General features: G+C 29.6%; 15 protein-coding genes. 1 reads left to right on the top strand and 14 read right to left on the bottom strand.

From position 1 onward, the window contains the following. Window positions 1-374 precede the first annotated feature (374 nt). The 11 genes from H0I23_RS15655 to H0I23_RS15705 form a co-directional block, all read right to left on the bottom strand. Window positions 375-2,954: an ATP-binding protein gene (locus tag H0I23_RS15655; RefSeq protein WP_216784222.1), complete on the bottom strand. Its 2,580-nt coding sequence runs from the start codon at window positions 2,952-2,954 to the stop codon at window positions 375-377. Window positions 2,955-2,957: 3 nt separating this feature from the next. After that, window positions 2,958-3,404, bottom strand: a complete 447-nt coding sequence (locus tag H0I23_RS15660; protein WP_216784223.1) for a response regulator — start codon at window positions 3,402-3,404, stop codon at window positions 2,958-2,960. 4 nt (window positions 3,405-3,408) lie between these two features. Next, window positions 3,409-3,972 (bottom strand): AraC family transcriptional regulator, encoded by a 564-nt coding sequence (locus H0I23_RS15665; protein WP_216784224.1) that lies wholly within the window; start codon window positions 3,970-3,972, stop codon window positions 3,409-3,411. Window positions 3,973-4,033: 61 nt separating this feature from the next. Next, window positions 4,034-4,351 carry a hypothetical protein gene (locus H0I23_RS15670; RefSeq protein WP_216784225.1) on the bottom strand — a complete coding sequence of 106 codons (318 nt, stop codon included), beginning with the start codon at window positions 4,349-4,351 and terminating at the stop codon, window positions 4,034-4,036. Window positions 4,352-4,440: 89 nt separating this feature from the next. Next, on the bottom strand, window positions 4,441-4,626 hold the full coding sequence (locus H0I23_RS15675) for a hypothetical protein (RefSeq protein WP_216784226.1): 186 nt from the start codon (window positions 4,624-4,626) through the stop codon (window positions 4,441-4,443). 67 nt (window positions 4,627-4,693) lie between these two features. Then, window positions 4,694-4,855, bottom strand: a complete 162-nt coding sequence (locus H0I23_RS15680) for a DUF1328 family protein (protein ID WP_216784227.1) — start codon at window positions 4,853-4,855, stop codon at window positions 4,694-4,696. A gap of 192 nt (window positions 4,856-5,047) precedes the next feature. Beyond that, window positions 5,048-5,497: a PA2169 family four-helix-bundle protein gene (locus H0I23_RS15685; protein WP_216784228.1), complete on the bottom strand. Its 450-nt coding sequence runs from the start codon at window positions 5,495-5,497 to the stop codon at window positions 5,048-5,050. A gap of 146 nt (window positions 5,498-5,643) precedes the next feature. Continuing rightward, window positions 5,644-6,531: a mechanosensitive ion channel family protein gene (locus H0I23_RS15690; RefSeq protein WP_216784229.1), complete on the bottom strand. Its 888-nt coding sequence runs from the start codon at window positions 6,529-6,531 to the stop codon at window positions 5,644-5,646. 278 nt (window positions 6,532-6,809) lie between these two features. Beyond that, entirely contained in the window at window positions 6,810-7,016 is a 207-nt protein-coding gene (locus H0I23_RS15695; RefSeq protein WP_216784230.1) for a hypothetical protein, read from the bottom strand. Next, window positions 7,016-7,363, bottom strand: coding sequence for a hypothetical protein (locus H0I23_RS15700; RefSeq protein WP_216784231.1), 348 nt, complete (start codon window positions 7,361-7,363; stop codon window positions 7,016-7,018). Before H0I23_RS15700 ends, H0I23_RS15695 begins: the two co-directional genes overlap by 1 nt. Window positions 7,364-7,369: 6 nt before the next feature. Then, window positions 7,370-7,699 carry a YtxH domain-containing protein gene (locus H0I23_RS15705; protein ID WP_216784232.1) on the bottom strand — a complete coding sequence of 110 codons (330 nt, stop codon included), beginning with the start codon at window positions 7,697-7,699 and terminating at the stop codon, window positions 7,370-7,372. A 195-nt stretch (window positions 7,700-7,894) separates the two neighbouring features. Here H0I23_RS15705 and H0I23_RS15710 point away from each other — a divergent pair, with 195 nt between their 5' ends. Then, window positions 7,895-8,065, top strand: a complete 171-nt coding sequence (locus H0I23_RS15710; protein WP_216786106.1) for a hypothetical protein — start codon at window positions 7,895-7,897, stop codon at window positions 8,063-8,065. Between the two features lie 70 nt (window positions 8,066-8,135). Here H0I23_RS15710 and H0I23_RS15715 read toward each other — a convergent pair whose 3' ends face one another. The 3 genes from H0I23_RS15715 to H0I23_RS15725 all read right to left on the bottom strand — a co-directional run bounded on the left by H0I23_RS15715 (window position 8,136) and on the right by H0I23_RS15725 (window position 10,804). Continuing rightward, window positions 8,136-8,741 (bottom strand): nitroreductase family protein, encoded by a 606-nt coding sequence (locus H0I23_RS15715; RefSeq protein ID WP_216784233.1) that lies wholly within the window; start codon window positions 8,739-8,741, stop codon window positions 8,136-8,138. A 110-nt stretch (window positions 8,742-8,851) separates the two neighbouring features. Continuing rightward, entirely contained in the window at window positions 8,852-9,880 is a 1,029-nt protein-coding gene (locus tag H0I23_RS15720) for an AI-2E family transporter (protein ID WP_216784234.1), read from the bottom strand. Window positions 9,881-9,904: 24 nt separating this feature from the next. Further along, a complete protein-coding gene (locus H0I23_RS15725) occupies window positions 9,905-10,804 on the bottom strand; it encodes a YihY/virulence factor BrkB family protein (RefSeq protein WP_216784235.1) in 900 nt (299 codons plus the stop codon). Window positions 10,805-11,438: the final 634 nt, after the last annotated feature.

Here is an 11,438-nt window from a genome sequence, read left to right on the forward strand (position 1 = left end):
TACTTCAATTTGATAAATTAATAAAGTTGTTTTCAATTGTTGTTGTTCTGTTCAAAGTCAGAAATTCTTTTTTCAAAATCGAGACATGAGAATCTAACGACCAAGTTTTACCAACTTTAGAATTTACTTGAGAATTTAGTTTGTTGTTGTTCATGTCAATTATTTTTGTGTTTGAATCAATGAATGTGATATATCATTTATTTTGTACATGACAAATTTCGGAAAAGTATACAGTGAACTTGTTACACAATTTTTAGGTTCTGTTACATAATTATAAGAAAAGCCCTAAAACAGAGCGTTTAGGGCTTTTTTATAAGTGTTTGGAGCTCTTTAATTAAAAAAATGATTAAAAAAGCTATTATGTAGTGCGTAATTTAGGCCGGTAAGTATACGTTAAAGGTAGTGCCTTTATTAGGGATGCTTTTTGCTGCAATATGACCTTTATGGTTTTGAACTATTTTTTTACAGATGGCTAAACCTATACCTGTACCTGAATATTCGTTTTTCTGATGAAGCCTTTGAAAGAGTTCGAATATTTTTTCAGAATGTTCTTGATCAAAGCCAATACCGTTATCTATTATAGATATGCGGTAATACGTTTTGTACTTTTTAACGAAGTTTTGTTTGATTTGATTTTTCTTAAGCTTTTTACATTCAATTATAATTTTAGGGTCTTCGGTATTGCCATATTTAATAGCATTAGAAATTATATTATTGAAAAGCTGCTCCATCTGAAATGGTATTGCTACAACATTAGGAAGATCATCAACTATAATTGAAACATTAGATTCTTTTATTCGAGCTTCTAAATCTTCTTGTACTTTATGTATGATGTCTCCTAAATTTAAATTGACAAAATCATTAGATGTTTTATTGATACGAGAGTACGATAGTAGATATTTAATAAGCATTCTCATGCGTTCTGATGAGGTAATTATTTTTTCGAAGTATGATTTACTTCTTTCGGATAATTGATCGAAGTCAGCATCTTCTATTCGCGAAATAAACATTTGAATTTTTCGAATAGGTTCTTGTAAATCATGACTAGCGACTCTATTAAAAGATTCTAGTTCTGCATTAGAACGTTTTAATTCTTCGTTTTTTTCTTTTAGCTTTTGTTCGTTTTTAATAATTGCAGTTACATCTTGTACAACACCCAATAATATATTATCTGTAATATGCCCTGAGGTTTGAAAATGTCTTACTTTCTTTTTAGAAGTAATTACTCGGTACAGAAAATTAAAATCTTTTTTTGTTCTTTCTGAAATTTCTAATTCAAATTCGTAGTTTTCAAGATCAACTGGGTGAATGAATTTTTTATAAGACTCGTGGGTGATATCAAGCGTATTTGTTTCGAGGCCTAGTAGATGATAAAAATTTTCTGAAATAGTAGATTTCTCTTTCGAGCTACCTAGCCTAAAACTCCCAATTTGAGCCATTTTTTCAGCATCTTTTAAAATAGAGTTCTGAATCTTTAAATTCTCATTTAAAGAAGTCATTTGCTTTTCTGCTTGTCTTTCTATTGTGTTTTCTCTAGAGGTTAAGGTAACACCATTATTTACTTTGGTGGCTGTACTTAAAAATACTTTTTGTACGCCCATTAAGTCGTAATCTCTTTCAATTTTAAGCGTTTTGCCCGTTGTTATGGTTTCTACCATAGTATCAAAAACGCCATTTTTCATTAAATAAGGATAAACTTCACTTACTTTTTTTCCTTTTATTTCATCAGGTATATCGCCTGTAGCATCTTTTATAACTTCATTAGTAAAAGCAATTGAAAAATCTATTATTGTTCCGTTTTTATCCTTAATAGGTAAGTAGTGCGCGATTACATTATTGGTAGAGGTGAAAATAGATTGCAAAAAGCTTTCAGTGTCTTGTAGCTCTTTAAACTGATCTTGTAGTTTTAAATTTAAATCATTTAACCTGGCAACCGACTCTTTTTCAAAAGTTGTGTTTTTTGCAACAACTAATATTCCGTTAGACAGAGGACGAACGATAGATTCTAGCCAGATTTTATTATCCTCTAAAGCTACTTGTCTGTTTAACTTAACAACCTTTTTTTCATTAAACGACTCAGCTAATTTATCGTATTCACCATTAAGTTTTGTAAATGGTAATACTTCGCTAATAAGTTTGCCCATTATTTTTTCTGGGTCTAAATTAAAGTCAATTCTATTACGCTCGTTAGCATACACTAATTTAAAATCTATAATCTCGTTGTTATCATTAAAAATAGGTTCGTAGTAATTTATAATATTTTCGGTATTTGCCATAACACTCGCTAAAAATGCTTCGGCTTTTGTTCTGTTTTCTCTTTCACTATTTATTTTTATAAAAGCTACTATAAAGATAAATAAAGCGAACACCCCCAATATTAAAATCATATAGGGAGTTAGCAATGCTTGAGATTGATAGTTGGCCCTTCTTTCTTTTAAGAGCATCTCTTCTTTTTCAATCATCAAATTTTTTCGTTCAGTAAGCTTGTCCATGATAGTTGCAACCTCATCGAGCTTATTTTTTTCTTTTAATGAGAATTTTAATCGTGTTTGTGGACTTTTAGATATTTTGTTTAAAGCATTAACTAAATCTACTTGTAGTTCAGTAATTCGCTTAATGTGTGTTTGTTGTACGGGGTTGTCATTAACGAGTAATTTTAAATTAATTAGCGAAGAATCGGCAGATTTAATAAACTTGTTAAATGTTGTAGAATATGAAAGGGTATCTTTTCTAAGCAAGTTTTTAAGCTCAGAAGACTCCATTCTTGAGTGTATAAAAAACAAGTTGTTTATTTCTTTTTCTACTTCTAAGGTATGGGCAATTGAATCGGCAGAATCTCTTAATTCTATAATTTGTCTGAAGCTGATACTACCTATAAACATTAATAGTGCAGCAGCTATAATTAACAAAATTACATAGAATTTAGTAGGTGTTGCTTTTCTTTTAAGGTTCATGTTTTAAATTCTTAATAAAAAATTATCTCTGTTAAGTGCAGATGTTTGGTATTGCCAGTTAAGCTGTAAAACCTTTTCGATAGCTTTTTTTAAAGCACCAAAATTGGTAGGTTTATTTATGTAAACGTTTGCACCATTTATAAACGTTTCTTCAATATCATTTTCAGAAGATGATGTAGAATATATGGCGACAGATAACCCATTTAATTTCGGGTTTTCTCTAATTTCTTTCAAACATTGCATTCCATTTTTAATGGGCATATTTAAATCTAGAAAAATTATTTCAGGAAGAATTACATTAGGTAATGTAAGATAATCCATCAATTCTTTACCATCATTAAAAAGCGAAAGTTTAGTTTTAATTTTGATCTCATCAATAGCATCTTTAAATAAAAATCTATCATCTTCATCATCGTCCGCAAGGGCAACGTTTAAAGTTTGTAAAGCCATATAATTAGTCTTGAGCAGTACTTCTTTCTTTTCTTTTTTTAATTATTTTTTGAAAAGTAGAAGGGGTTAAACCTGTTGTTTTTTTAAATTGACCCGATAAATGAGCAACGCTACTGTAGTTAAGTTTATACGCAATCTCAGTTAGCGTTAAATCATTTTCAATGATTAAACTTTTTGCAACATCTATTTTTTTTAAAATCACAAAATTTTCGATTGATGTATGTGTTATTTCAGAAAAAAGATTGGATAAGTAAGCGTATGAGTAATCTAATTTTTCAGCTAAATATGCTGATACATTATATTTTTGAGCTTCCTCATCACCATTAACTAAAAGCGTAATGGCATCTTTAATACGCTGTATTATTGCAGTCTGCTGATCGCTAATAATTTCCACACCATAATCTGCAAAACTATCTGCTATAATTTGCATTTGAACGCTACTAGGTGTCTGCTTTAATTCAATTTCGCTAACACCGTGTAAAACGTAGTCAACATCCATGCGTTCTAGCTGTTCACAAACAACTTTTTTGCAAATTGTATTAAAATCGAATTTGACATTAATTCTCATAAATAACTACAAGTGATAAAATGGGGTGAAATTTAAATTGAATATAAACTAATATTTTATGTTATTCACTTTCTTTATAATTTTCTTTAGGAATATATGCAAAAAACTCTGCGGTCTCTGTTTCACTAGAAGGGCTGTAATTAGCTAACACCGTTCCTTTGTTATTATCTTTTGACTCAATAATATATAAAATAGACATATCATCAGGGTTACTCATTCCTTCAAATCTATACTCTTTAATTATATAAATATCTTCAGGCTTATATTCTTTTTTAGTTTCTGTATCAACCAATTTACTGTCTTTAATTAAATAGTTTGATGTATATCCTAATTTTTGATACTTATCTATATACTCTTTTTCACTTTTTGCGTATTCCATAATTTTTTGATTTAAATTAAGAAACGGACAATTTCTCAATTAAGAAATTGTCCGTCAAATTGAAAGTTCTAAATTAATATTGACGGTTTTTATTCGTCAACAGCATCTTCGATTTCATCTCCTGCATCTTCTAAACCATCTTCAATATCGTCTCCCATATCTTCAACTGAATCTTCAACTTTTTCAGAAGTGGTTTGCTCTCTACAACTCGTAAAAGTTAAGGTAGATAAGCTAATGAATAATGCGAAAAATGTAAATATTAATGTCTTTTTCATCTTTTTTGTTTTTAGGGTTAATGTGTTATTTATATGTGTGTTACAATAATTTACATGCTGTAATTAACTATATTTTTTTTCTTCCTGTAATTAATGATATTACAAATAATATCAAAAAGATAAAAAATAAGATTTTTGCTATACTTGCTGCTCCAGCGGCTATACCACCAAAACCAAATACTGCTGCGATTATTGCTAATACTATAAAAGTGACTGTCCAACGTAACATAATGTTTGTGTTTTTAGGTTATTGAAATTTTAGCACCTTGCTAAATTTCTATACTCAAAGATCCACATATTATGCCGTTCCGATTAACTGAATCGGTAAATTTGTTGCCGCATAAAGAGTTGAAAATTATACATATAAAAAAGGGGAACACACATAATGTATTCCCCTCTTAAAATCAAATTAAATATAATTTTAACTTATATTTTCCATTACCTTTTCTTTAGATAAATCGAGTTCGATTTGATTCATCTGTTGTAAAAGAATAGTTTGAGTGCTACTCGGCAAATCTGTTTCCGTAAGTACATCTTTATATTCTTCTATTGATGCTTTTTCGCCTCTAATTGCTTCTTCTAACATAGATTGTTCGTCGTTAGTTGTGAAGAAAGATTTGAAATCCATCCAAGTCCTATGTGCTGCTCCAGCTGCGGTTCCGCCTTTTTCAATTGTTTGACCGAAACTTGATATTTCGTTTTTTAATTCATGACCGAAATCATAACGTTGCTTTGTTTTTCTTGTAAAAAAAGATTTTAAAACTGCATTGTCTATATTTTCTGCCGCTTTTTTATATCCTTGCTCAGCATCGTATGTTTTTTGTAATAAACTATTTAATTTATTTCCTACGTTTTCTGTATATGTACTCATCGTATATAATATTTAAATTATGGAAGTAAATTTTTAATGCCTACTTCCTTAGCATTGTTACTTCAAATTTAAGACTTCAATTATAGTTTAATTGATGCTATAAATTTCATTATTGACGTAAATAGTATTAGAGTGTTAAACCTTAGTTAAGGCTTTTCTGTTGCCGTTGGTACACTAAAGTTTTTTGGAAACTCGAGAGTTCTGATTGGGAACGGAATATTAATATCGTTTGCATCAAAAGCTTTTTTTATACCTATCATAGCTTCTGTTTTTGCTTTTGCAACTTCTAGGGCAGATGTTGAATCGATCCAAAATCTCGTTTCGAAATTTATTGAACTATCTCCAAATTCTCTATATAGAAATATAACGTCCTCTTTATTTTCAACAGGTTCAAATTTTTCAACAATTGTTTTTTGTACCAAGTCTCTCACAAATTCTAAATCAGATGAATAACCAACGCCACAATGTAATATGACTCTTGATTGAGATGTAGAAGAAAAGTTTTTTATAGGATTTTCTAAAACCAACTTATTAGGTAAGTATACTAAATTATTATCTGGTTGTCTTATCGTTACAGCTCTTAAGTCAATATCGACAACTTCACCTTCAAAATCATTGCTTTCTATCCAATCTCCAAATTTTATTTGCTTAATATAAGATAGAACGATACCAGAAAAAGTATTAGCTAATGCACCTTGTAATGCTAAACCAACAGCCAAACCAGCAACACCAGCACCAGCTAATATTGTTTGTAGAGTTTTGTTTAAATCTAGAATACCAAGTACCAAAAACAAACCTGCCAATATTATTAAGACAGATATTAACTTAGCAATCACATTTTTCATTGATTTTTGAAGATTACTTTTGCTAAGTAACTTTAATGTTAATCTGCTCAAATATTTTGATAATATAATTACAATAATAAAGACAACTACTGCGATTATTATATTCGGTAGGTTTATGATTAATTGATTTAACCAAGTTTCTAACCTGCTAGTCATTTTACCCCAAGCTCCTTTTACTTCAAAATCCATCAGTATTTTTTTATACGTTAATGTTGGTTTTAAATATCTATTTGTACAGGCGATGCTTTTTACAAAGAAGAATTGATATTTTTTAAAACAAAAAATGGCTTCAACTTTTTGTAGTATGTTGAAACCATTTTAAAAACAACCAACCAATATTTTATACTGTAAAATTAAAGATACTAAAGGTGTTTAGTGTGCTATTTTGAGTTTTTGCTTAACTGATTTGAACTAGCTTTAATACTTGAAAAAAAAGGCCAACTCATTTGAGTTAGCCTTTTTTATATTTATTTGAAAAGTTTTTTAAGTAGCATTACCGTACTTAATTTACGTGCTATTTTAAAACCAGACTGTAACCAATTCGCTGGTTGCAGATCTTCTTGTATTTGGTGTTTTATACCCTTTATTTCTTCAAGAGCTATTTTGCGTTCAAGGTTATATTGCATTAACTCTAGCTCTATTTCTTCGAATGATGTAAAGTTTGTATTTCTCATTAGTCAAAATATGTTTTTGAAAGCTTTTTAATAATATACTTATCTAAGTATTTTCTTAAAAGGAAAATAAGTACGATTGCTATAAATATTATAGAACCTACAATTAAATGACCTAAAGCTTTATTATCGTAATATTCGCCAAGCGCTATTGCTCCAGAAATTGCCATGAAAATTAAACCTAAGACAGAAAGGCTACCTAAAATTGCCGCTTTAACAATATATGAAGACATCAGAGTCAACATTTGAAAAGCTTTTAATTCAAAATACTTCTTTGTCGAATTCACATAATTTTCTCCTGACTGGGCAGCCTTAGTAGTTGACTCGTCTAAAGATTTAATTATACTCATATCAATTTATGATTTTTGTAATTTTTTATTTTTATTTTTCAAATCAGCAAGTTTTTTCTCTAATGTAGTTATTACATCTTCAGTTTTATGACTTACGTCTGATACGATATATTCTATTTGAGAATCTAATGTTTCTCTCTTATTAGCCACAGTATCAGCCGCTCTATCTCTTAGCTCATAAGCAGTTTCTTTTAAAGAATCTTTTGTTGCTAATGCTTGATCAGCAATTTTTTGTCTTGTATTAACTCCTCTATCAGGTGCAAATAAAATACCTAAAGTTGCTCCAATTGCTGTACCTGCTAATATTCCTAGTAATGTGTTGCTATTATTATCCATAGTGTTGTTTTTAAAAATTAATATCAATTGATTGTCAATTGCTTACTTCAAAATTAACAAGAATGTACTGTAGTAATTAACTTTAAAAAGTTTAAGATTGACTGTAAAGAATTTATAGGTAATGGATTAAAATTTTAATGAAATGAATTAATCAAGTCTTTTGATAATCAATAAATTGGAGCAAAATAAAAAATTATGGATAACAAGGATAACGACCCAAGAGTAAAGTTTATTAAAGAATCAGATGAGGATACAAAACACTACATTTTACAAAAAAATAAGAAGACAAAAATTGGAGCAACTATAATTATAGGAATGTTAATTGTAATAATCGGAGCGATTGTAATTTCAGGAATATTCTTATAGTATGTATTAAGTTACACGTATAAAAAAAGCCCTTAAAAGGGCTTTTTTTATACGTGTAACTTTTTTTATTCTAGAACTTCCATTCTCCTTTATAGGCAAAATCGGTTTGTCGTATACGTTTACGTTCATTTAACTCTTGCTTTTGTAGTTCTGTAGATAATTGATCTAACTCGCCACCATAGTAACCAACAGCAATCGCGCTGTTAATATGATATCCTTCAGGAATGTTGAACACGTCTTGAGCTTCTTCCCAATCAATACCGGCCATATGGTGTAGTGCTATACCCATATATTGAGCTTGCATGGTCATACCACCTATAGATAAACCTAAATCATGTGGTGCGTGAAAATTTTTATCACCATCTTCTGTTTCTTCTTTATAAGCAGTAAGCATTAATAAAGGAGCGTTAATTGCCCATTCTTTATTAAAATCACTTAAACAAGATAATATTTCGTTGTATGATTCTGTGTTTTTTTCGGCATATAAAAAACGCCAAGGTTGTATGTTGTTAGAACTAGCAGACCATCTAACGGCTTCAAAAAGCTGTTTTATGTGCTGTTCTTTTATTTTTTCTTTTTTAAATGTTCTTGGGCTATATCTTTGTTTTAAAAGCGCAAAGATCTCGTATTCGCCGTCTGCTATGTTCTCTAATTGAACTTGTTCTGGTGCTATCATAACTTTTTCTTTTTTTTAGCTTCTTTTATTACTCAACAATGTTACGATGATTTGATAAGTTTAATTGATGCTAATCAATTTTTGATTGCTCCTTTTAAAATCAGAAAATTTTATAATTCCTCTTTATGATGAACTTCTTGACCATATTCTTCTTTATAAATTCGTAGTACAATTAAAAATAAGCTAATTAAAAGGGGGCCAAAAATAAGTCCAATAAAGCCAAATAAAGGCACCCCTACAATTACCCCTAGTAATGTGATTAGTGGATGTACGCCATCTAATTTTTTTAAAATAAATAAGCGAAGTAAATTATCAGTTGATCCCACAACTACTAACCCATAAATTAAAATACCCCAGGCTTTAAAATCGTCTCCTGCAGCTAGTGTAAGTATAAATACAGGTAGTGTACCTATAAATGTTCCGATAAAAGGAATCATAGAACCTACAAATACAACTACAGCCCAGAAAAAGGGTTGTTCTATATTAAATATTAAAAACCCTATTAAAGCTACAACTCCTTGAGCCGCTGCAACTAGTGGAATGCCTAGTGCGTTTGATCGCACCATTGCCTGTACATCTTTTCCAATAATTTTTAAATTTGAATTTCCTATAGGTATATATTCATATAATGACTCTCTTAATTGCCTTCTGTTAGTAAGCATATAATAAAGCAAAAAATACATAAGGCCAATAGCAATAAAAATATTAAAAGTGCCACCGGCAAAATTCTGTAAGCTTTCGGAAAGCCAAGTAGAAACGCCTTCGGCATCAATTTGTGAAGTTAAATCGTAACCAATTTTATCTTCCCATGTTTGTAATTGATCTTTTCCTGCTTTTATTACTTTTTCAGAATGTTTTACTGTGTTTTCTACTTTATTAGCTAACATCATAACAATACCAGCAACGGGTATTACAATACCTATAACAGATCCAAAAAGTAAAAGACTAACAGCAACATCGGGGTTCCAGCCTCTTTTTACTAATTTACTCATAGGTTTACGTAACAAAACATATATGGTTATGGCTCCTAATACTCCTGATAAATAAGGAAGCATTTGTTTAAATATCATAGACCCCATTAGTAAAATAAGAAGTATGATAAATAATTGACGAATTATTTTAGGGTTTATAGTTTTCATTTTCAGTGGTTATTTATATTAATTTTAGTCGGTTCTTTTAGCTATTGATGTTGGTTCAATACCCATTCCGTACCTTTTTGCATATACATATGTAAATTGAGCTCCAAAAAACAGAATCAAGCAAGAGTAGGATACCCATAAAAGAATTAAAACAATAGTACCTGCAGCACCATAGGTTGAACCAGGATTAGCAGCTCCGAAATACAGACCTAATAATGATTTTCCGATAACAAAAAGAACTGCGGTAATTAAAGCGCCTTTCCAAACAGTTTTCCATTTAATTCGGGCATCGGGTAAATATCGAAACATAAGAGCAAAAAGTATGGTTATAATACCTACAGAAACGATAAAATCTAATAAATAGGCAATATATATTAAAACCTCAGGTAATACTTGTCTTATATATTCATTTAAAGCAGATACACCTGCAGTGATTATAAAGCTAACCAACAATAAAAAACCTATTACAAGTATAAAGGCAAAACTTCTGGCTCTATCAGTAATAACTTTCCAAAAATTAGCATTTGGGTCTGGCTTTATTTTCCAAATTTCGTTTAATGATATTTTTAGTTGATAAAAAACTCCAGTCGCACCAAACAGCAGTGTGCCTATACCGATAATTGTAGATATTAAATTGTCTTCTTTATTTTGAGTTTCAGATATTATTGTTTCGATAGATTCGGCGGCGTCTCTGCCCAAAGCCGATGAAATTTCATTTGTTAACTGTCCCTGTACAATATCAGGACCCCAAACAGAACCAATAATATTTATAATAATAATTAAAAGTGCGGGTAATGAGAGTATCGCGTAATAAGCGACAACCGCACTTAGCCTCCATGGGTTGGCTTCATCCCATGCCTTATAAGTTTCTTTTATAAGCGAAGGAAGATCTTTGTAATTAAATTTGGGTTTAGATGTATTCAAATCATTATGCTTTTAAATAATAATGATCGAAAGTACTTAGGTTGAATTACATATATTAACCCTATCAAATAAAATACTTCTTCTAAAAGTATTTATTTTTCATGAGATAAAATTAAGTAACTTACTGGTAATAAGATATGTGAGTCCAAAAAAAGCAATAGCGATAACTAAGCTTATTAAAAAATATTTAAACTTTTCCATAAAATTAAGTTTTTAGATATGTAAAACTTTTCGCTACGAAAGTATTTATTTCCTACAATATAATTTTCAAGTTTAGGTGAATGGCGGTATATAAAAGATAAACAGTAGGTAATGTATAGATGGTTTTAGAAACACTGTTATGAAATGCAATTTTCATCGATTAAATAACTACGAGCACTTCTTAATATTTAATATTTTAAAGCATTTTTTAATAGTAATATAAATTTAACGTTAGGGTGTTTGTTTTTTTATTAATTTTCAATTTCAAAAGTAGTGTTAAGTATCTGTAAATTAGATTTTTAATCTTATTTTTTTAATCTTATTTCATTAATTAGGTTTTATATCGTAAAAAAAAATAAAACACTTGTTTTTTCGTTTTTTTTGTTTTCATTTGCGCTCTCAAACCAGGATTAAAAAATAGGCTGGTATAAAA

This window comes from Cellulophaga sp. HaHaR_3_176, from assembly GCF_019021925.1.
In the GTDB taxonomy this organism is placed as follows: domain Bacteria; phylum Bacteroidota; class Bacteroidia; order Flavobacteriales; family Flavobacteriaceae; genus Cellulophaga.